The sequence below is a fragment of the Variovorax sp. F042 genome (genome assembly GCF_057814215.1).
Window position 1 is genome coordinate 15848 of sequence record NZ_JBVASX010000002.1, and the last position, 19347, is coordinate 35194.

Genomic DNA, 19347 nt, shown 5'->3' on the forward strand with positions numbered 1-19347 from the left:
AGAGACAGACGATGAACCAGCTACCCGACATCATTCGCGACTTCGAGCGCGTTCCCTCCGATCTGGTCCGGCAGGCCTCGGCGTTCCAGCCGGCCATCCTTGCCGACGTGGCAGGCCGCCGGGGCGCCCTGCACGGCCGCATCCAGGCCTTGCGCCACCGGATGAAGCTCGTCGGCAGTGCGCTCACGGTCGAAGTGCGGCCGGGCGACAACCTGATGATCCACGCCGCCATCGCGCTGGCAAAGCCCGGCGACGTGCTGGTGATCGACGGCAAGGGCGACCAGAGCGCCGCCCTGATGGGCACGATCATGATGAACGCCTGCCGGCAGGTCGGCATCGCCGGCGTGGTGATCGACGGCGCGGTGCGCGACAGCGTCGAGATCGACGAGATGGACTTTCCCGTCTTCTCGGTCGGCACCAATCCCAACGGCCCGACGAAGCTGGCCTCGGGCCGCATCGGGCATCCGGTGTCCGTGGGCGGCGTGGCCGTGCGTGCAGGCGACCTGGTCGTGGCCGATGCCGACGGCGTGGTGGTGGTCGAGCGGGAAAGAGTCGAGACACTTCTTCAGGCCGCAAAGCAGAAGGTCGAGGACGAAGCCGCACGCATCGAGGCCATCAGGAAAGGCGACACGGCGGCCAAATGGCTGGACTCCGCCCTGCGCAAGGCGGGCGTGCTCAAGGAAAACGAGACGCTGTAGGCGTCATTCGACCGATGGCATCTGCGCCGGGAGGGCGATTGCGCACAGCGGAATTCAGGCGCTCATAATGTCCGCCGGCCACGCCAGAGGCCGCCGTCCCCTCCTCTTTCAGATCCGAGCTTTCTTTTCTGGCGTTCACTGGACGACACCATGAGCTCATTGCACATGTTTCTACCGGTATGCGAACCAGCACGCAGCGAGGCGCTGGCGCAGTTGATAAGGACACACCACGTGCCCCGCCACCTCGTCAAAGGCATCGCGATCAGGAACCGCAGTGCATGCGGGCCGGCCGCTCCGGTCGACGCACCGCAGCAACAAAGCCTGCAGCAGGCGCAGGAATCCCAGGCACCTGCTGCTGCGCCGGAGTAGCCGCATCGCATTCGCCGTCCGGGCGCCTGTGGCCGAAGAAACCGGAGCACTCCCCGTCCCGGGCAAGGAGGCCCGTCTCGCAAGGGCGCTCCCTCAAGCACATTCGGGGGCAAGGTTGTCCAGCACTTTGATCAAGCGCTCAACGAGTCGAGTTGAATAGGCTTGGGACGGATGAAGAATGTCCGCCATCTCGCCGCGACGCATCGGCACGCTGCCCCAGTCGGCGAACGGCACCGCGAGATCCGCTGTCACGCGTCGCACCGTCGCGTCGCCTCGGGCGCGCACGTCGGCGCCGGCAAGCGTCTGCGACAAGCCCGTCAAGACCACATCGCGGCCCTCTGCCCTGGCCGTCGAGACCATGGAACGCAAGGCCGACTCCAGCGGCAAGTTCTGCATGGCGTCGTTGAGCCCGTGCTCGATGACCACGATGCGGCCCGAGCGTGCCTCGTTCGCGAAAGCCGCCGATCGCGCGCTGGCTGTTTCTCCGTTCACGGAGCGGTCTATCACATGGTATCGAGGACGCATCCGACGGATTGCGGCCGCCGGCGCCTCATCGAGCCGCTTGTCGCCCAGGTAACCGCCATGAAGGATGGAGTCGCCGTAGAGCTCGACGCTGCAGGCAGCGTTCGTCTTCGCGGCAGCAGCAACGGAAGCGTCCGCGAGGCCCGGATGGAGATCTCCATGCCGATCGCCCGAGCGGCTTGCAAGCGAAGTCACGGGCCCCTTGGCGTGATCCTCCGAAGGCGCCACGTGCGATTGCGAGCAGGCGGTGGCCAGCGCCGTGCCCAGGACGATGGCAATCGTTCTGGACCGGGTGGATCGCCGCGATGGAATACGAGTGGAATCAGGCACCCCTTCAGGCTAGGGGGCAATGAAGGAGGAAATGTGGAGCCCTTGTGCGGCGGCGAACGGCGGCGATCGGCGGCAGGACGGCAAGGTCCAGTTCAGTGCTTCCGTGCCGCCTGGAAGACGCCTAGAACTTGATCGCGAGCCTTACCTGCGCCGTGAGAGGTGCGCTGGTGCGGCCCCGAACCATCGTCTCGTGATATGCGTTGATCCACAGCGCGGTATCGCGGTCGATGCGCCACATCATCCCCGGTCCGATGCCCAGCACGCGCTCCTTGGAATTTGGCAGCGTCGTTCCGTTCGCCTTGCTGTCCGAGACCTGCTGGAAGTAGTAGCCATTGATGCCAAGGCTGAATGAGGGCGTGATCGCATAGGACGCCGCAAAATTCAGCCACGCTGCCTGCCCTGCTTGCGTGCTCGCCAGCGGAGCACCGTTGAACGACTGCTGCGGGTTGCTTGAGGCGGGCTTGTTGTTCCTGAAGTTGTAGAGGTAGTACAGCCTCCAGCTGACTTCCCAACGCTCTGCCGGGAACAAGGTCGCTGCCCAGTAAGGATTGATGGACGCGAAGCCCGCGCCTTGGTTGATGTCCGTTCGCTGGTCGTACTTGCCTGTGGGCAAGATTGCATCCAGCGAGAAGCGCTGCACGAAGAGCGGCCGGCCATCCGATGCGAGCACTGGATCCGCCTGCATGAAGGCGCCTACGGTGATGTCGCCCAGACCGGTTCCACCGTTCGTCAATGACTGTCCCGGACCAAAGCTGCTGTTCAGGGCAACGGTCGGCAGGATCGCGGTGAAACCCGGCCGCCAGCCGGCGAAGCTCGTCTCAGACAAATAGGCGATCTGGTTTGCCCAGACATAGCTGGTGATCTTCGGATTGCTGAAGGCCGGCACGCTCTTGCCATTGTTGTCTTTGATGGCGTTGGCAGAGGAGTACCTCAACCAGCTCAGCCAGGTCCAGCCAGGCGACCCCGTGAAGCCGTCGTAGAAGCTGGTCGCTCCAAGGTTGAGTCCTGCCGGCTGGCTCACGCTGGGCGTCTGCGCCGCGACGCCTGTAGTCACCGCCAATGACACAGCCGCCGCGAGCAGGGAGCCGCGAGACTGCACACACTTCTTCACCATCGCTCATCTCCTCCGAGACTTGGTCTCTCGATTGTTCGAAGCGGATTGCTTCGACACTCGAAGGATAGGAATCGAAGGCCGAGGTGGCTTGCTCGGCGGCGACACACTTGTCCAGACGCGCCGTCGCCTTGTCGTGGTTAACCCGATCGATCAGAGGGGACCTGCGCGCAGTCCTCCTGCGACTGCGCAGACTCCCACTGCTCATCCGGGACCCGGGTCGACTGGAACAGCCGCAGCGTCCATCCCGTGTCCCTGGCGGGCACCCATATCTGCGAGACGAACGAGCTGGATCCGAAGCTTTCTGCGCCCTGTGCGCGGCGCCCCTCGATGCGCAGAAAGCCCGTGAGCAGCACGGCATCGCCCGTCGGGACCGCACGCAGCGCACGGCGCCGAACCAGCTGATAGCGGATGCCGCCCCGAAGAAAATTCATCAGATCGGCGTGCGTGTGCACGACACCGGTGGAGTGCACGTAGACAAGCTCGTCATCCAGAAGCGCCGCAACCGCCTCGACATCGCCCTCCTCCAGGAGACGGCAACGCCGCCTCTCGTGCGAAAGAACCAACGCGATGTCCGCGTTCATTCCTCCGGCACCACACCGTTCACCAGCAGGCCCACCGAGGAAATCTCCACCTCGACTCGATCCCCCGGCTTGAGCCACAGCGGGGGCGTGCGCTTCACGCCCACGCCTCCCGGCGTTCCCGTGACGATGACATCGCCCGGGAGAAGCGTCACGAAGGTCGAGATGTAGTTCACCAGCACAGGGATGGGAAAGATCATCTGGTCGGTTTGCGCGTGCTGCACTTGCTGGCCGTTCACGCGCGTTCGCAAGTCGAGCGTGCGGTCCTCGGGGAGTTCGTCGAGGGTCACCAGGAAAGGGCCGAATCCACCGGTCTTCGGGAAGTTCTTGCCGGGAGTGAATTGACGCGTGTGATGCTGCCAGTCGCGCACGCTCGCATCGTTGAAGCAACTCACGCCGAAGACATGGTCCCAGGCATCGGCCTCGGGGATGCGGCGGCCTTTCCTGCCGATGACGACGGCCAGTTCGCCTTCGTAGTCGAGCTGCGTCGATTCGCGAGGCATCAGCAGGGGCTTGCCGGCGACCTGGAGCGACTCGCTCCCGCGCAGGAAAATTGACGGATGTGCCGTCGGATCGCGCTGGGTTTCGACGCGATGCGCTTCGTAGTTGTGACCGACGCACGCGATCGTCTTCGGGTCGGCAATCGGCGGTAGCAGCTCGAGCCGGGACAGCGCGTGGTCGGCATCGGCCGTTGCATGTGCGCGCGCCAGGGCCATCGCCTCTCCGGTCTCGATCAGCGCCTTCAGGGTGCTTGCCCGCGAACCGAGCCGCTTGCGAAGATCGATGACTTCGGATGCGCCGCGCAGCATTCCATAGGATGCCTCGCCCGCAGACAGGTAGCTGATGAATTTCATGTTTTCGCCTTGATCGAGTTTGAGATTGACTGACTTGACGATGTCGTTGCCGCCATTGGTTTGCTGCCGAACGAACTGCGCGAATGCACTCCGGCCGGCATCGAAAGGTTGATGGTCGAAGACGCGACGACGCTGCTCGCGGGGGAGGCAAGAGTTTTCTGGTTGATCAGCCGTGACCAGTAGCGATCGGGCCGGATGACCAGCGCGACCGCATCGTGTCGGGCCAGCGTCTTCTCCAGTTCGCGGCTGCGATCGCGCACGGCCACGATCGAAGCGTCGATCGGCCCTGGCAGGAAGTCTTCGTCGGACCGGAGCAGCGCGACGACCCGCCCCGGCGGACCGCTCGGCAGAAGCGAGGCAGCATGTTCCCGGAATGCAGGCGTATCCCAGCCGAGCACGGCGAAGCCCTCCCCCAGCATGCTGTCCAGGCGCACGACTTCTCCCGTTTGCAGCTCGACGTCCGGCTGCGGGATCAATTCGGATCGGGGATGCGCGGCCGTCGGATGGAACGCGCCTTGCCGCAGTTGCGGCTTGGGCTTGAAACGCAGTTGAAGGATGTAGTCGCGGCAGGCCGGAATCAGGCAGGCCAGGCGAAGCGCGGATTGCGCAAGCCACGCACCCGGGACCGTCTTGGGCTGCATGAAAGCCCCGATGCGCAATGCCATGCGGATCAGGGCCGCGGCATGGGGGCGGCGTTCGGGTTCGTAGGTGTCCAGCAGCGCTGGCGGCTCGCCCCATCGGACGACGGCAGCGAGCTTCCAGGCGAGATTCGTGGCGTCCCGAATCCCGCTGTTGAGCCCCTGGCCGGCGAAGGGCGGCGTCAGGTGTGCGGCGTCTCCCGCGAGCAGCACGCGTCCGTCCTTCCATCGCGTCGCCACGCGGGCGTGGAATCCGTAGATGGCCTTGCGCACCAGGGGCAGTTCCGCGTCCTGTGCCACTCGGTCGCGGATCCATCGACGGAACGTCTGCTCGCTCAGGACATCCTCGTCGCGGTCGTCCTCCCGGAGCATGAATTCGTAGCGCAGGCTTCCTCGCGGGCCGGGCAGCCGGATGGCGGGGCGACGCGGGTCGCAATACGTGCTCGTGTGGCGCAGCGGGAGCTTGCGCTCTGCCAGGTCGACGATGAGCCAGCGCTCGGGGTAGGTCTTGCCATCGAGCGTGATCTTCAAGAGATCACGCAGCTTGCTGCGCCCGCCGTCGCACGCGACCACCCATCTTGCAACCGTCACGCTCGGACCACCTTCGTGGCGCACTTCGCAACGTACTTCATGGGCATTCTGTTCGATGGAAACGAGTTCATGGCCGAACCGGACTTCGATGTCCTTGAACCGGCCCAGCCCCTCGAACAGCGTCTTCACCAGCATGGGTTGGCGAAACGCGTTGCGCTTGGGGTAGCCGTACTCCTGGCGTGTCGGCTGGATGGACGCGAGCGGCTTGCCTTGCCAGTCGAAGTACTGCACGCCATAGCCCAGCACCACATCCCGGATCACGGCGTCTATGAGGCCCACGCCTTGCATCGTGCGGAGGCTTTCGTCGTCCAGGGTCACGGCGCGCGGTTCGGCTTCGAGCTGACTGCTTCTCTCCACCACCAGCGTCTTGACGCCGTACTGGCCCAGAAGATTGGCCAACGTGAGGCCGACCGGCCCCGCGCCAACCACGACAACGTCGAATGAGTTTGCTTCGGTCATGCGTGTCTGCGCTTTCGTTCTGTCTTCATGTCTGCCCCGTGGGTCCATGGGCTTCGATGCGGCCCTCGATTCGCAACCCTGCGCGAATCAGTTGATCGCCGACCCTGGCCCTGGCGGCCTCAGGCGTCGCCGTCGAATAGATCGCGCTCAGGCTTCCGAGCAGATGCTTGCCGTGATGAAGGGCGACTGCCCAGCCCATCGCCTCCGCGTCGACCTCGCCCGCGGTTGCGTAGACGGGCCGGGCCCGGATTTCGGCGAGGTATTCGAGCAGCGCTGCGTGGGTTGACGGCAGGCCCGCTTTTCGAAGCCCGCTCGCGTCGCGCTGCACGATCGAGGCGATCTCGGCCGAAGCCATGTGGGCGAAGATCACTTTCGAAGTCGCGCCTCGATAGAGCGGCATCGCGCGGCCCCGTTCGTAGCTCACGGTGCTGGGGCCGTAGCGGCCCCGCATCTCCCTCACGCAGACCACCTTGTGGCCGTGCAGCCGGCTGAGAATGACGGTGGCGCCACCACGTTCGCAGAGCGTTCGCATCACCTCCGAAGCTGCAGCGATCAGGGGATCGTTGACCCGGATCTCCCGATCCAGCTCGACGATCGTCGGACCCAGCACGTAGTAGCCGGCCGATGCGCCCTCGATGAACCCGGCCTCTTCCAGCTCGGATACGTAGCGGTAGGCCGTTGCGGCCGATACGCCGAGCAAGGATGCGATATCGGCAGCACGGAGTTGCTTGCGGACTCCGCCGAAAAGGCGAAGGACCTGCAAGACGTTGCTGGTCTTGGACATGGCGAGCGCCTCAGCTGCGCATGATGGCCACGCCCCACTGGTTCAAGGTCTGCGGCCGGTGCGGCCAGACACCCACGGGGCGGTCTGCCCGACAGACTTCCAGCTCTGCAGATATCTCGCCCATGTTTCCGTCAGGATCCCGGACCATGAGGAATGTGTCGTTGCCCGGCCCGTGCCGTCCGATGCCCCAGGCCAGGTCGGTGCCGGTGCTGGCCATGTGATCGGCCCAGTCGCGCAACTGTTGCCAATCCGGCGCCTCGCACGAGAAATGATCGAAGCGCGCCTCCGGCGCACGAAAGATCGCCAGCGAGTGGTGCTCCGAATCGGTCCTCATGAAGGCAGCGGTGAGGTCGCCTTCGGCGTCGAACACTCTGTCGGAAAGCACAAACCCCAGGCTGTCCACGAAGAACTCGACCAGCTTCGCCGGTGCAGGCGAGCGCAATGCAAAGTGCTGAAGGCGTGCTTGCAAAGGACTGTCTTCCGACGGCGTCGTTCGATCCACTTCGGGTGCAAGAAAGGTGATCCGGCGGCCATCCGGGTCCGCAACGGTGTAGCGATTCGCCTCGGGCTCGAGCAACCGGATCTCTCGCGTTGAAAGAAGCATTCGATGAGCATCGAAATCGCTTGGTGACTGAAACCGGAAAACGGCCCGCCGCAATTGGCCGGACTGCCCCTCGAAGACCGTCAGCTGACGATCGTCCGCGCTGCAGGTGATTGACCCTCCAGTCCCGTCGCAATGCAGCCGAAAGGTCTTGGCATAGAAGTCCGCGATCGCAGCCGGGTTGCTTGAATACAGCTCCAGCGCGGCGAGGGATGCACCGATTTCCATCTTGTCTCTCCTGATCTTTCGATGGCTGCATCATCGATTGCCGCCTCTCGAAGCACAAACAGAATTCTCAATTTCTGAGAATCCAGATGCCAGATTCCGGAAACAGGATTCGCGGCGAAATTCATGTCCGCGTGCGTCGAGTCGGGGCTTGGCCTGGACGGCGCGGCGCTGTCCGCAAAAGGAAGGGTTAACACCTTTTCTCTCGTTGAATTCGCAATTCCTGAGAAACCCACTTGACCGGCCCCCATGGCCTGCAGAACATGCCGCCGCAAACGAAGGAGACAAACATGACGAGTCGCGCTCACGTTTCGGTAGATGCGGTGAGTCCATCCCAACGGCTGCCCGCCTGGCATAGCCTGGTGAGTACGCATCTGGGGCGCACGCCGGAGTCGTTTCGGGCCCGCGACTCCGGCCGGTGGGAGCCCCTGGCCGGCCAGGCGTTCTGCGGAAGTCTCGAATACGGCACGCTGGGTGGCGCGGGGCTTTGCCGGCTGATTGCAACGCCCCATCGATTTACCCGATCGATGTACACCCGGCTGGAAGATGCGCCCAGCCCGTTGATGCTCGTGATGCAGCAAAAGGGCTGCGCCGTGTTCGCGCAGGACGGGCGCAGCGGAATGCTGGAGCCGGGCGATTGGTGCATCCTCGATGCCGCGATGCCGTTTGCAATCGACCATCCGTCTGGTTGCGACCAGATCATCCTGACACCGCCCCGGCCTTCCGATCCGGCGCTGACCGACTTGATCACGCGAGGCCGCGCGCTGCGTTGTGTCGGGAAGAAGGGATCCTCGCGGCTGGTGCAGACCATGCTCGGCGAGGCCTATGGACAGTTCGACCGGCTGCCGTCGGAAACCGCCAGTGTCCTGGCTGATGCCATTGCATCGTTCGCTTGGCACGCAGTCCAGGAGCGGTGCATGACTTCGAGCAAGGACACGATTCGCGACACCCAGCGCAACAAGCTCAAGGCCTTCATCGACAAGAATCTGTCCGAGCCCGGTCTCTGCGTCGAGATGATCGCGCAAGGCTGCGGCTGTTCCGTGCGCAGTGTTCACCGCGCGTTCTCGGATGATCCTCAAGGTTCCGTTTCCGAGTACATCTGGAGCCGACGCGTTGCACAGTGCGCAAGCGCACTCAGGAACCCGACCAACGCCTTGCGCTCCGTCACGGACATTGCAATGGACTGGGGGTTCTCCAGTCCATCGCATTTCAGCAGGGCGTTCAGGAGCAGCCTCGGCGTCTCCCCGAAAGCCTACCGGCTGGCGCAGTAGGCCACGGGCTTTCAGAACGGATAGTGCCGGGCCGAAGTCTGTACGGTGAGCCAGCGCAAGTCCGTGAATGCGTCGATTCCGGAGCGCCCGCCGAACCGGCCGACACCGCTGGCCTTGACGCCGCCGAACGGCATCTGGGGCTCGTCATGCACCGTGGGTCCGTTGATGTGGCAGATGCCGGACTCGATGCGCTGCGCGACCTGCATCGCGCGCGCGATGTCGCGGCCGTATACCGCGGCCGACAGGCCGTACTCGTTGTCGTTGGCGCAGCGCACCGCTTCTTCCAGGCCGTTGACCCGGACAATGCCCTTGATGGGACCGAAGGACTCTTCGCCGTAGATCTTCATGCCTGGCGCGACGTGATCGAGGAGCGTCGGCACCATGAGCGTGCCGTCCGCGCGACCGCCGCACAGCAGGCGGGCGCCCGCGGCCAGCGCGTCGTCGAGCAGCATGTTGCAGCGATCCACTGTCACCATGTCGATGACCGAGCCCAGTGCCGCGCTGGAGCCTGCCGGGCCGGGAGTCAGCGAGCGCGCCTTCCTGGCCAGCCGCTCGACGAATTCATCGGCGATGGACTCATCGACAATGATCCGCTCTGTGGACATGCAGATTTGGCCCGAGTTGAGGAAGGCGCCGAAGATTGCGCCGTCCACGGCTTGATCGAGGTCGGCGTCGTCGAGCACCACAAGCGGCGCCTTGCCGCCGAGTTCCAGCACCACTGGCTTCAGGTGCTCCGCACATTTGACAGCGATGATTTTCCCGACCCTGGTGGAGCCGGTGAAGTTGACGCGGCGCACAGCGGGGTGCGAGATCATGGCGTCGACGACAGGCCCAGCATCGGCTGGGGCGTGGCTCACGAAGTTCACGACACCGGGCGCAACACCGGCACGCGAGAACGCATCGACGATGCGCCGGTGGGTTGCCGGGCAGGCTTCAGACGCCTTGAGGATCACGGTGTTTCCGCATGCGAGGGGCACTGCGATCGCGCGCACGCCAAGAATCAAGGGCGCATTCCAGGGCGCGATGCCCAGGGAGACGCCGGCGGGCTGGCGCACGGCAAGCGCCAGATTGCCAGGAAGATCCGAAGGAATGATTTCACCGTTGATCTGGGTCGTGAGCGCCGCTGCTTCACGCAGTATTCCCACCGCGGTGACGGCGTTGAAACCGGCCCAGAGTTCGCTGGCGCCGGTCTCGCTCATCATGGTGGCGACGAGGGTCGGCAGGTCGCGCTCCAGTTCGTCGGCCGCTTTCGTCAGCATCGCGCGCCTTTCGGCGGGGCCGGTTCGCGCCCAGGCTGGAAAGGCCCGCTCGGCCGCGACAACCGCCGCGACGGCGTCCTCGGGTGCTGCTGCCGCCGCCGTCGTGACCACCTCCCTGGTGATCGGGTTGCATCGCTGAAACGTTGCGCCTGAACGGGCAGGGGCAAGCTCCCCATGAATCTGAAGTTGAACAATGTTCATCTGTTTTCCTGAATGGTCGTTGGATTGAAGGGAGCCCAGTCGCCGTGGAAGGCATCGCGCAGCCGGATCGGCAGCTTGATCTGCGCAATCGGTCCGGCTTCGATGTCGGCGGCGTCCAGCACGACCACGGATGCCAGTGCCGTGTCGTGGTGGTCCACGACAGCCAGCAGCAGCCCTTCCGCCCCGGGGACGGGCACCAATTGAGGCTCCTGGAATGTGGTCGTGTCGGACAGGAAGAGAGCCTTGACGTCGCCGCTCCGGGTATCTACGCGCACCAGATGGTTCGAACCCAGCCCGATCGGTCCCGCCACGAGCTGACTTCGGGCGGGGTCGATTCCGCCGTAGTAGATGAAGCGATGCGGACGCATCGACAGGCGCTCGTCGATCCGGGGCAGCTCTCCCGGTATCGGACTCAGGACACGCACGTCGAACGACGTGTCCGGACTTTCGGCGTCGAAGCTCCAGCGCGTGAGAAAGGGAGCATTTGCCGCAGGCTCGTACACGCTTCCATCCACCGCAGGTATGTAGGGAAAAACATTTCGCGCGGAGACGCAGAGGTCGATCGTGATCCGGCTGCCCTCGTTGAAGGCATTGGCAACATGGTAGGAATAGCAGGCCGGCCTGCGAAACCAGCGCATGTCACTCGCGGGGCCGTTCCTGCGCATCACGCCGATCCAGGTGTCCAGCGAGCCGTCCCACATCCAGTGGGTTCCGCCCGATCTCAGGCGGTCGATATCGCAGGTCGTCGGAAAGACCGAGAAGATGACGTAGTCGCGCGTCACCGCGAAATCGTGTTGCATGGCTGCGTATGGCGCCTCGAACCACTCTTCCCGCACCAGCGTGCCGTGCCTGTCCGCGACACAGTAGGCAACGCTCTTGCTCGCGTCGCCCGACGCTTCGTATCCGAAGAACACCCATTCGCCGGTCTCCGGGTCTCGCTTGGGATGAGCGGTAGCCGTGCGCGAGCGTAGCTTTCCGTCGAAATCGTGACGGCCCTTGGTCTCCAGGGTCAGGGGGTCCAGCTCGTACGGCAGGCTGTCCTCCTTCAGCGCGAACAGCCGGCCCGCATGCATGAACGCCGTCGTGTTTGCCGTGCCCCGGTCGAGCCCGCGCACGGAAGGATGATCGGTGAACTGGTTGCGATACAAGCCGAACAGTGATCGGCGAACGTCGCGCTCGGCCTCGAACCGCTGCGTGCGCACGTACTTCATCCTGAAGTCGACATGGCCATTCGCAAAGGTGAACGCGCTGACGACACCGTCGCCATTGATGTAGATGTCGTCTCCCAGCATGGGCGGGTATTGCGGATCGGGGCCGCAGCGATACCAGGTGCCCTCGAGTGCCGCCGGCAGCTCGCCGATGACTTCCAGGTCCTGTATCTGGCATTCGACGCGCGAGGGCGCATTCATCCCGGAGAAATGCGGCAATGCAGGGAAATTGCGTGGAGTGCTTGAGTCGTTGTGCATGGACAAGAGTGAACTTCGGGACGGGAACAGGGACGGGAACGAGGACGGATGCCCCGGTTTCAGGTGGAACCGAGAGGCGAGCGCACACGGTGGCGCTCAGAGCGCGCGTGGTGCGATGTCACGACCACGGAGAGAGCGAGTGCGATCACATAGATGGCAGTGGCAGCCCAGCCGACGCTCCTGAAGCTGCCGGTGCCCACCGCAACCGCCCCGACGGCCGGCCCCAGCGCCTGGCCGATGAAGATCGCGGCATTGGCGAGGCCGGGCAGGCGGCCGGTTTGGTCCATTTCAGCCGTCAGGGCCAGGAGATAGGTGAGCCCGAAGAACCACACCAGCATGATCACGCAGGCTGTCAGCGCGTAGGCAGCCACGCCAGTGCCGTAGACCATCAGCAAGGTGGCGAGGATGGAGCCCGCAAATGCAATCAGCTGCGCCGAGCGATGACTGATCCGCCGGCCCACGATGCCGGCCAGCGCAGCGCCCACCGCGCCAGACAGAACGCTCAGCCCCAGAATCATGCCGATGTGATCAGGCGCGATGCCGATCGCCTTGCCGATGCGCTCCTGGTAGACCCACAGAGCGCCATGCCCGGCAAACAGAAGGACCACGAGGACAAGCAGCAAAGTGCTGTCTGTGCGCAGCGCGTAGACAGCGGCGCGCCCCGGACCGCCCTGCCCGCTCGCCGGAGCTCGGGCGGGGATTCTTCCGCATAGGCCCAGGCTCAGGAGACAAAGGACGACGAAACCTGCGAACACCGCCGGAATACCGAAGGCCGAGATCACGGGCGGGAGAACGCCGAGGGAGGCTGCGCCCCACAGCAGGATGCAGATGTTGAGAACCGCGAACGTCTTGTCCTTGTGGGTACGCAAGGCGGTGCTGGCATACACCACCGCCTGCACCACGCCTCCGGAAGCCCCCGCCAGCAAGCGCGCGACGCACAACGTCGCGAAGCTCTCTGCCAACGTGCTCCAGACGCTGGCGATCAGAAGCACGACCAAGGCTATTCGCACGAGTTGCTGCCGGTTCTGCCGGTGTGCGCCAAAAGCCGCGACCGTGCAAGCCAGTGCCATCGACACCAGCTCGATCCCGAACAGAACTCCCATTTGCTGCAGACCGATGCCCATGCGGTCCACCAGGGCGCCACCGAGGACGGGCTGCATCTGGATGGTGCCCATGCCTGTCACCATGCAGATCGCCAGCGCGAACATCGTTGTCCTGCTGTCTATTTTTGTCGAGGCGTCCATTGCGCTGCTTCCATGAATGAGGGTCAGGCAAGGGTAGGAAATGCCACCGGGGCGGTCTGGCATCGTTGCGACGGCATTGACTGGACGTGCCACCGCGATCCGAGGGATTTCCCTGGCCGGAATGAGTGGAGCCCTTTCGAGATTGGTCGATCGCTGGACTGGGGCAAGCCGCGTGCGCAGCCATGAACCGCAGCACACGCGAAGCTCAAGAGCTTGCTAAGCTGCCCGACCGGCGTCCCACGGCCGAAGCTCAGCAATCCAGAAATGGGTACGCCAGCGGGTACAAGCCAGAAAATATGCCAAAAACAAAAATAAATCGTTTGAAATCAACAACTTAGAGAATTTCATGAAAATCGCCACCTGGAACGTCAATTCCCTCACTGCGCGTCTGCAGCACGTGCTCGACTGGCTCATTGCCAACCCGGTCGACGTGCTGTGCCTGCAGGAGCTCAAGATGACCGAAGACAAGTTCCCGCTCGAGGTGCTGAAGTCGGCCGGCTACGAGGCCGCGGTGTTCGGCCAGAAGACCTACAACGGCGTGGCGATTCTCAGCCTTGCACCGGTGCGCGACGTGGTGAAGAACATCACCGGCTTCAGCGACGACCAGTCGCGCGTGATCGCGGCCACGGTCGAGACGCCTTCGGGTCCGCTGCGTGTGGTCAACGGCTACTTCGTGAACGGCCAGGAGCCGGGCAGCGAGAAGTTCGCATACAAGATGAAGTGGCTCGACGCACTGCGCGACTCGCTGCGCCAGGAGCTGGCGGCCAACCCGAACCTGGTGCTGCTGGGCGACTTCAACATCACGCCGGAAGACCGCGACAGCTTCGACCCGGTGGGCCTGAAGGAAACGATCCATCACACGACGGAAGAGCGCAACCACTTCAAGGCGCTGCTCGACCTGGGCCTGACGGACAGCTTTCGCATGTTCGAGCAGCCCGAGAAGAGCTATTCGTGGTGGGATTACCGCATGCTGGGCTACCAGAAGAACCGCGGGCTGCGCATCGACCACATCCTGGTGAGCCAGCCGCTGGTGCCGCGCGTGAAGGGCTGCATCATCGACCGCGTGCCGCGCAAGTGGGAAAAGCCGAGCGACCATGCGCCGGTGGTGCTCGATCTCGAGCAGGGTGCCTGAGCCCATGACCATACGCAACCTCGCAATCGTGGCCGTCGCGCTGACACTCACGGCCTGCTCGCTGCTGAAGCCCGGCGACAAGGCGGAAGAAGGCGGCAAGAGCGCTGCAACCTCGCCTGCGGACGAGACCGCGTCCGGACGCGACGTGCCGACGGTGCGGCTGATCACCGCGCAGACGCCGGCCGTGCGGACCTACCGCAAGATCGGCGCGCGCCACATCTACAACAAGTACGCGAGCCGCATCTACAAGGGCAAGATCCCGCCGCTGGTGTATGCGGTGGTGGTCGTCGAGACCGACATCGACGCCACGGGCAAGGTGATCAGGGTCGATTTCAGCCGCACGCCGAGCCACGCGCCCGAAGTGCCGCCGATGATTGCGGAGCTGATCAAGGCCACGTCGCCCTTGCCGAACCCCGGCAAGCTCGGCGCCCATACGTACGTGGATACCTGGCTCTGGGACAAGAGCGGAAAGTTCCAGATCGATTCGTTGACCCTGGGCCAGCGAAGCCGATAGTCACGCCGCCGGCGTCGCTCGCCTCGCTCAAGTCCAGTTCCGCTGGACCCAGCTGCGCACCGCCGCCCACTCGGGCGAGCTCTCGATGTATTTCTGCGTCGCGCTCACCAACTCGCCCACGTTCTTGTAGTCGTCCAGGCCGAACGGCTGGGCCAGCGGCACGTTGCCGCGCATGTAGTTGCTGCCGAGCAGCTGGCCGGCCTGGGTCGCCGCCAACTCCGCGGTGGCATCCATGGTGAGGTTGAGCAGCGCAGTAGCCGGCACCACGCCGTCGCTGAACGGCCACAGCCAATGCGTGACGCCCCAGTCCAGCGGGTTGGACACGGAACTGGGCGGCACACCCACCGGATTGACGCCGGTGCCCAGCGACAGCATCACGATGTCCGACGGGGCGGTGGCGTAGCCCTGGTAGATCGCTTCCACGATCGCCGTCATCGAGGGGTTGTTGGCGAAGGTGCCGCCGTCGGCGAAGTAGCCGAAGTCGCCCATCTGGTACGGCGGGAAGTACGTTGGCGCGGCCGAGGTGGCCAGCGCGGCGTCCACCATGCTGATGCCGCGGTAGGCGTTGCTCTGGCCGTTGGAGATGGTGCACGGCGCCCAGCTGTTCTGGTTCGCATCCCACAGCCGCGCGGAGTTGACGGCCACGAAGCGGCTCGCCGAGGACAGCGCACCGCCGCTACCCACCAGCTGCTGGGCGACTGATTGCAAGCCGGTGTTGACGTACTGGCACTTGAAGATGCCCGGACCGCTGCCCAGCAGGTCTTCTGTCGACTGCGCCGGTGCCCGGTCCTGCTGCTTGGCCTGTGCGTCCAGCAGCCAGCCGTTGGGCTTGAAGATGGTGGAGCCATCGTTCTGGTAGACGCTGACGATCTTGTCGATGCTCACTTTGTTCACTAGGCCCAGCGAGATCAGGCCGCCGGTCGACGTGCCGGCGAAACCGTTCGCGCTTGCGACGATGCCGAAACTCTTGTCCAGGTCCTGGATCAGCATCGCCGTGATGACGCCGCGGATACCGCCGCCGTCGCAGCAGAGAATCTTGAAAGACATGGCTACGCTCCTTGCTTGAGTGGACGGTACCCGCGGCGCGCGGGCCCGGATGCCCCTTGGTCTCAGGCCGGAATGTGAGTCAATTGGTGAAGCAGCGCATCACTTGAACGAGGGATGGGCGATCTTCTGCACTGGTACGGCCGGCTGGATAAGTCCGGCCGGTAATAAAAAAGGCCCCAAGGGGCCTTTTCATTCGATGCCGAGTTCCTGGATCTTCCGGGTGATGGTGTTGCGCCCGATGCCCAGTTTCTGCGCGGCCTCGATACGGCGGCCGCGCGTGTTGGCCAGGGCTGTGAGGATCAGCCTCGACTCGAAGCGGCGCGAGAGCACGTCCCACACATCGGTGCGGCCGGCCGCGAGCAAGGCCTGGGCTTCGTGCTCCAGGCCGCTTTCCCAACTGCTCACGCCCGCATGGGCTTCAGCGGGCTCGGAGACGGCGTGCGCGGGCGCCGATTCGCTGCCTGCAACTGGCAGCGACGCCACGGGCTGGGCCGCTGCGGTCGGCGCGACGGTCGCGGCTTCGGGCACGTGGAGAGTCTCAGCGCCTGCACCGACGGCCATCACCTCGGGCGGCAGGTCCTTCGCTTCGATCAGCTGGGCCGGCGCCATCACGGTCAGCCAGTGGCAGATGTTCTCGAGCTGGCGCACGTTGCCCGGGAAGCCGAAGGCCGCGAGCTTGGCCAGCGCCGCATCGGAAATGCGCTTGGGCTCGACGCCCAGCTGACGCGCGCTCACCTGCAGGAAGTGGCGCGTGAGCGCGGGCACGTCTTCACCGCGTTCGCGCAGTGCCGGCAGGCGCAGGCGAATCACGTTGAGGCGGTGGAACAAGTCTTCGCGGAAGCCGCCGAGCTTGACGCGCTGCTCCAGGTCCTGGTGGGTGGCCGCGATGACGCGCACGTTGGCCTTGACCGAGTTGTGGCCGCCCACGCGGTAGAAATGGCCGTCGCTCAGCACGCGCAGCAGGCGCGTCTGCAGGTCGAAGGGCATGTCACCGATTTCGTCGAGGAACAGCGTGCCGCCCTCGGCCTGCTCGAAGCGGCCGCGACGCATGGTTTGCGCACCGGTGAAGGCGCCGCGCTCGTGGCCGAAGAGTTCGCTCTCCAGCAGGTCCTTGGGAATGGCCGCAGTGTTGATCGCAACGAAGGGGCCGTTGGCGCGCGGCGAGTGCTTGTGCAGCGCACGCGCCACCAGTTCCTTGCCCGAGCCCGATTCGCCGGTGATGAGCACCGTGACGTTGCTCTGCGAAAGCCGGCCGATGGCGCGGAACACGTCCTGCATCGCAGGGGCCTGGCCGAGCATTTCGGGCGCCGCGACCATGCGTTCTTCGGCGACTTCCTCGCGCTGGCTTTCATCGACGGCACGGCGGATGAGTTCGACTGCACGCGGCAGGTCGAAGGGCTTGGGCAGGTATTCGAAGGCGCCGCCCTGGAAGGCCGAGACGGCGCTGTCGAGGTCGGAGAAGGCCGTCATGATGATGACGGGCAGGCCGGGGTGCTTGGCCTTGATCTTGTCCAGCAGGTCGAGCCCGGAACCGCCGGGCATGCGGATGTCGCTCACCAGAACCTGGGGACCTTGCTGATCGTCGTCGGCGGCCTGTTCGAGTGCTGCCAGCACCTCGCGCGTGTTCGTGAAACTGCGCGTGGGCAGGTCTTCGCGCAATAGAGCCTTCTCGAGCACGAAGCGAATCGATTGGTCGTCATCAACTATCCAGATCGGCTTCATGCATCTCCTCTGTTGCCGGTGGCTGCGCTAGGGCAGCGGTATCAATATCTTGAAATCGGTTCGGCCCGGGACGCTGTCGCACTCGATCACGCCGTGATGCTGTTGCACAAAAGTTTGCGCGAGCGTCAATCCCAGCCCTGTCCCGCCTTCCCTGCCCGATACCAGCGGATAGAAGATGCGGTCCTTGATCGTGTCCGGCACACCCGGTCCATTGTCGATTACATGCAATTCCAGTGCCAGTCGATACCACTGCTTGTTGAAGATCACCTGACGGGCTATGCGCGTCTTGAAAGTGATCTGCGCGTCGCCTGCCGCGCGGCGCTCGGTCAGCGCCTGCGCCGCGTTGTGCGTGATGTTGAGCGTGGCCTGGATGAGCTGCTCGCGGTCGCCGCGGAACTCGGGAATGGACACGTCGAAATCGCGCTCGATGTGCAGGTCGCGCGGAAACTCCGCGAGGATGACCGAGCGCACGCGCTCGCACACCTCGTGGATGTTGACGTCGCCCACCACGTGCGGACGGCGGTGCGGTGCCAATAGCCGGTCGACCAGCGTCTGCAGCCGGTCGGCCTCGTGGATGATGACCTGGGTGTATTCGATGAGGTCGCGCGATTCGACCTCCATCTGCAGCAGCTGCGCCGCGCCTCGGATGCCGCCGAGCGGGTTCTTGATTTCGTGCGCGAGGTTGCGGATGAGCTCCTTGTTGGCCTGCGCCTGATCGATGAGGCGCTCTTCGCGGTCTTGCCGCACCTGCTGCTCGAGCGGCGACATCTCGATGATGAGCTCGCCCTTCTTGTCGCCCTGCGCAAGCGTGACCTGCACGGGCATCAGCTCGTGGTTGACGCGGCGCAGGAAGGCCTCATAGCGCAGCGTTGCAAAGTCGTTGCTGCTCGCGCCGTCGATGGCCGTGCGCAGCACCTGCGGCTCATGAAAACACGCGCCGAACTGCGAACCCTCGAGGGTGCGGCGCGAGGTGCCCAGTGCGTCTTCGAGGCCTGCGTTGGCGAACAGCACGGAGCCGTTGCTGTTGACCACCGCGATCAGCGTGGACAGCAGGTCGAAGGACTGGAAGCGCGGATTGGCGCCGGTCGCCTTCTTCCCGAACACCATGACTACTGCGACTGCTGCTTGTTCGGCAGGCGGCCGATTTCGCGGCGGATGCCGGCGATGTCACTCTCGTTGCGCGCCAGCTCAGCCTTCATTTCGGCGACGCGATCCAGGTACTTCTGGTAATTGCGGCCTTCGCTGCCCTGCTTCTCGGGCTCGCCGTTGTTGTATTCCTTCTGCAGCTCGGCCTGGCGCGCCTCGGCCTTCTTGAGCTCAGACTCGAGCACCGAACGAGCCTCGCCGTCACGGGCACGCTGGTCGACGCCTTCGACACGCGGGCTGCCCGCCGGCGCACGCGCCGCGGAAGAGCCACCGGATGACGCAGAGCCACCGCCCGAAGACTTGGTGCCTTGCACGACCGTGACGTTGCCGCCTTCCATGACCTTGCAGCCCTTCTGCTGGGCGATGGTGGCGTTGTTGGTGTACTCGTTGCCGCAACGCCAGACGCGTTCCTGCGCGAGCGCCGGCAGCGCGATCAATGAACCGGCCAGGAAAATGAGAGAAGCAGTCTTCATGTGTATCGGTGGAGGGCGGCGACAAAGGTGCATTTTCGTGCAATTCGATGCCACCAGTGACAAGATGTTCCACTCCATTGAAAAAGGACGGCCGTGGCCGTCCTTTTTC

The 19347-nt window shown here is 64.5% G+C and carries 19 protein-coding genes; 5 read left to right on the top strand and 14 right to left on the bottom strand.

The features are described 5' to 3' along the window. Nucleotides 1-11 precede the first annotated feature (11 nt). Nucleotides 12-698 carry an RraA family protein gene (locus tag ACZYSP_RS08435; protein WP_489013733.1) on the top strand — a complete coding sequence of 229 codons (687 nt, stop codon included), beginning with the start codon at nt 12-14 and terminating at the stop codon, nt 696-698. A gap of 150 nt (nt 699-848) precedes the next feature. Continuing rightward, entirely contained in the window at nt 849-1067 is a 219-nt protein-coding gene (locus ACZYSP_RS08440; RefSeq protein WP_097199674.1) for a hypothetical protein, read from the top strand. Nucleotides 1068-1160: 93 nt separating this feature from the next. Here ACZYSP_RS08440 and ACZYSP_RS08445 read toward each other — a convergent pair whose 3' ends face one another. The 7 genes from ACZYSP_RS08445 to ACZYSP_RS08475 all read right to left on the bottom strand — a co-directional run bounded on the left by ACZYSP_RS08445 (nt 1161) and on the right by ACZYSP_RS08475 (nt 7766). Further along, nucleotides 1161-1919, bottom strand: coding sequence for an SGNH/GDSL hydrolase family protein (locus ACZYSP_RS08445; protein WP_489013736.1), 759 nt, complete (start codon nt 1917-1919; stop codon nt 1161-1163). Between the two features lie 121 nt (nt 1920-2040). Continuing rightward, a complete protein-coding gene (locus ACZYSP_RS08450) occupies nt 2041-3033 on the bottom strand; it encodes a SphA family protein (RefSeq protein WP_489013738.1) in 993 nt (330 codons plus the stop codon). 137 nt (nt 3034-3170) lie between these two features. Beyond that, nucleotides 3171-3614: a nuclear transport factor 2 family protein gene (locus ACZYSP_RS08455; RefSeq protein WP_489013740.1), complete on the bottom strand. Its 444-nt coding sequence runs from the start codon at nt 3612-3614 to the stop codon at nt 3171-3173. Continuing rightward, nucleotides 3611-4465, bottom strand: a complete 855-nt coding sequence (locus ACZYSP_RS08460; protein WP_489013742.1) for a fumarylacetoacetate hydrolase family protein — start codon at nt 4463-4465, stop codon at nt 3611-3613. The genes ACZYSP_RS08455 and ACZYSP_RS08460 overlap by 4 nt, the downstream gene beginning before the upstream one ends. Beyond that, the gene (locus ACZYSP_RS08465) at nt 4462-6201 is read right to left on the bottom strand and encodes a bifunctional 3-(3-hydroxy-phenyl)propionate/3-hydroxycinnamic acid hydroxylase (protein WP_489013744.1); all 1740 of its coding nucleotides are present in this window, start codon (nt 6199-6201) and stop codon (nt 4462-4464) included. The genes ACZYSP_RS08460 and ACZYSP_RS08465 overlap by 4 nt, the downstream gene beginning before the upstream one ends. Then, complete coding sequence (locus tag ACZYSP_RS08470) at nt 6179-6937, bottom strand: IclR family transcriptional regulator (RefSeq protein ID WP_258350493.1); 759 nt, start codon at nt 6935-6937, stop codon at nt 6179-6181. The genes ACZYSP_RS08465 and ACZYSP_RS08470 overlap by 23 nt, the downstream gene beginning before the upstream one ends. 10 nt (nt 6938-6947) lie before the next feature. Continuing rightward, complete coding sequence (locus ACZYSP_RS08475; RefSeq protein ID WP_489013746.1) at nt 6948-7766, bottom strand: VOC family protein; 819 nt, start codon at nt 7764-7766, stop codon at nt 6948-6950. A 287-nt stretch (nt 7767-8053) separates the two neighbouring features. Between ACZYSP_RS08475 and ACZYSP_RS08480 the strand changes: the two genes are divergently transcribed. Then, nucleotides 8054-9034: a helix-turn-helix domain-containing protein gene (locus ACZYSP_RS08480; RefSeq protein WP_258350495.1), complete on the top strand. Its 981-nt coding sequence runs from the start codon at nt 8054-8056 to the stop codon at nt 9032-9034. A gap of 11 nt (nt 9035-9045) precedes the next feature. Here ACZYSP_RS08480 and ACZYSP_RS08485 read toward each other — a convergent pair whose 3' ends face one another. From ACZYSP_RS08485 to ACZYSP_RS08495, 3 genes are read right to left on the bottom strand one after another with little or no spacing between them, the layout of a single operon-like run. Then, entirely contained in the window at nt 9046-10494 is a 1449-nt protein-coding gene (locus ACZYSP_RS08485) for an aldehyde dehydrogenase (protein WP_489013749.1), read from the bottom strand. Continuing rightward, entirely contained in the window at nt 10491-11960 is a 1470-nt protein-coding gene (locus ACZYSP_RS08490) for a carotenoid oxygenase family protein (RefSeq protein WP_489014508.1), read from the bottom strand. The genes ACZYSP_RS08485 and ACZYSP_RS08490 overlap by 4 nt, the downstream gene beginning before the upstream one ends. Before the next feature lie 59 nt (nt 11961-12019). Further along, the gene (locus ACZYSP_RS08495) at nt 12020-13204 is read right to left on the bottom strand and encodes an MFS transporter (protein ID WP_489013751.1); all 1185 of its coding nucleotides are present in this window, start codon (nt 13202-13204) and stop codon (nt 12020-12022) included. Between the two features lie 346 nt (nt 13205-13550). Here ACZYSP_RS08495 and xth point away from each other — a divergent pair, with 346 nt between their 5' ends. Further along, nucleotides 13551-14336: an exodeoxyribonuclease III gene (gene xth, locus ACZYSP_RS08500; protein WP_426391999.1), complete on the top strand. Its 786-nt coding sequence runs from the start codon at nt 13551-13553 to the stop codon at nt 14334-14336. Between the two features lie 4 nt (nt 14337-14340). Further along, a complete protein-coding gene (locus tag ACZYSP_RS08505; RefSeq protein ID WP_093082763.1) occupies nt 14341-14850 on the top strand; it encodes a hypothetical protein in 510 nt (169 codons plus the stop codon). A gap of 27 nt (nt 14851-14877) precedes the next feature. Here the strand turns inward: ACZYSP_RS08505 and ACZYSP_RS08510 are convergent, their stop codons facing one another. The 4 genes from ACZYSP_RS08510 to ACZYSP_RS08525 form a co-directional block, all read right to left on the bottom strand. Beyond that, nucleotides 14878-15897 carry a patatin-like phospholipase family protein gene (locus tag ACZYSP_RS08510; RefSeq protein WP_489013752.1) on the bottom strand — a complete coding sequence of 340 codons (1020 nt, stop codon included), beginning with the start codon at nt 15895-15897 and terminating at the stop codon, nt 14878-14880. Nucleotides 15898-16086: 189 nt separating this feature from the next. Beyond that, nucleotides 16087-17619 (bottom strand): nitrogen regulation protein NR(I), encoded by a 1533-nt coding sequence (gene ntrC / locus ACZYSP_RS08515; RefSeq protein ID WP_093050201.1) that lies wholly within the window; start codon nt 17617-17619, stop codon nt 16087-16089. 27 nt (nt 17620-17646) lie between these two features. Beyond that, nucleotides 17647-18726 (bottom strand): nitrogen regulation protein NR(II), encoded by a 1080-nt coding sequence (gene glnL / locus ACZYSP_RS08520; protein WP_093050198.1) that lies wholly within the window; start codon nt 18724-18726, stop codon nt 17647-17649. Nucleotides 18727-18728: 2 nt separating this feature from the next. After that, nucleotides 18729-19238 carry a hypothetical protein gene (locus ACZYSP_RS08525; RefSeq protein ID WP_426391995.1) on the bottom strand — a complete coding sequence of 170 codons (510 nt, stop codon included), beginning with the start codon at nt 19236-19238 and terminating at the stop codon, nt 18729-18731. Between the last annotated feature and the right edge of the window lie 109 nt (nt 19239-19347).

What these genes read in the sequence shown, in the direction of transcription:
- ACZYSP_RS08435 (WP_489013733.1), top strand. Translation starts at nt 12, where the DNA reads ATGAACCAGCTACCCGACATCATTCGCGACTTCGAGCGCGTTCCCTCC.
- ACZYSP_RS08440 (WP_097199674.1), top strand. Translation starts at nt 849, where the DNA reads ATGAGCTCATTGCACATGTTTCTACCGGTATGCGAACCAGCACGCAGC.
- ACZYSP_RS08450 (WP_489013738.1), bottom strand. Translation starts at nt 3,033, where the DNA reads ATGGTGAAGAAGTGTGTGCAGTCTCGCGGCTCCCTGCTCGCGGCGGCT.
- ACZYSP_RS08455 (WP_489013740.1), bottom strand. Translation starts at nt 3,614, where the DNA reads ATGAACGCGGACATCGCGTTGGTTCTTTCGCACGAGAGGCGGCGTTGC.
- ACZYSP_RS08460 (WP_489013742.1), bottom strand. Translation starts at nt 4,465, where the DNA reads ATGAAATTCATCAGCTACCTGTCTGCGGGCGAGGCATCCTATGGAATG.
- ACZYSP_RS08465 (WP_489013744.1), bottom strand. Translation starts at nt 6,201, where the DNA reads ATGGACCCACGGGGCAGACATGAAGACAGAACGAAAGCGCAGACACGC.
- ACZYSP_RS08470 (WP_258350493.1), bottom strand. Translation starts at nt 6,937, where the DNA reads ATGTCCAAGACCAGCAACGTCTTGCAGGTCCTTCGCCTTTTCGGCGGA.
- ACZYSP_RS08475 (WP_489013746.1), bottom strand. Translation starts at nt 7,766, where the DNA reads ATGGAAATCGGTGCATCCCTCGCCGCGCTGGAGCTGTATTCAAGCAAC.
- ACZYSP_RS08480 (WP_258350495.1), top strand. Translation starts at nt 8,054, where the DNA reads ATGACGAGTCGCGCTCACGTTTCGGTAGATGCGGTGAGTCCATCCCAA.
- ACZYSP_RS08485 (WP_489013749.1), bottom strand. Translation starts at nt 10,494, where the DNA reads ATGAACATTGTTCAACTTCAGATTCATGGGGAGCTTGCCCCTGCCCGT.
- ACZYSP_RS08490 (WP_489014508.1), bottom strand. Translation starts at nt 11,960, where the DNA reads ATGCACAACGACTCAAGCACTCCACGCAATTTCCCTGCATTGCCGCAT.
- ACZYSP_RS08495 (WP_489013751.1), bottom strand. Translation starts at nt 13,204, where the DNA reads ATGGACGCCTCGACAAAAATAGACAGCAGGACAACGATGTTCGCGCTG.
- xth (WP_426391999.1), top strand. Translation starts at nt 13,551, where the DNA reads ATGAAAATCGCCACCTGGAACGTCAATTCCCTCACTGCGCGTCTGCAG.
- ACZYSP_RS08505 (WP_093082763.1), top strand. Translation starts at nt 14,341, where the DNA reads ATGACCATACGCAACCTCGCAATCGTGGCCGTCGCGCTGACACTCACG.
- ACZYSP_RS08510 (WP_489013752.1), bottom strand. Translation starts at nt 15,897, where the DNA reads ATGTCTTTCAAGATTCTCTGCTGCGACGGCGGCGGTATCCGCGGCGTC.
- ntrC (WP_093050201.1), bottom strand. Translation starts at nt 17,619, where the DNA reads ATGAAGCCGATCTGGATAGTTGATGACGACCAATCGATTCGCTTCGTG.
- glnL (WP_093050198.1), bottom strand. Translation starts at nt 18,726, where the DNA reads ATGGTGTTCGGGAAGAAGGCGACCGGCGCCAATCCGCGCTTCCAGTCC.
- ACZYSP_RS08525 (WP_426391995.1), bottom strand. Translation starts at nt 19,238, where the DNA reads ATGAAGACTGCTTCTCTCATTTTCCTGGCCGGTTCATTGATCGCGCTG.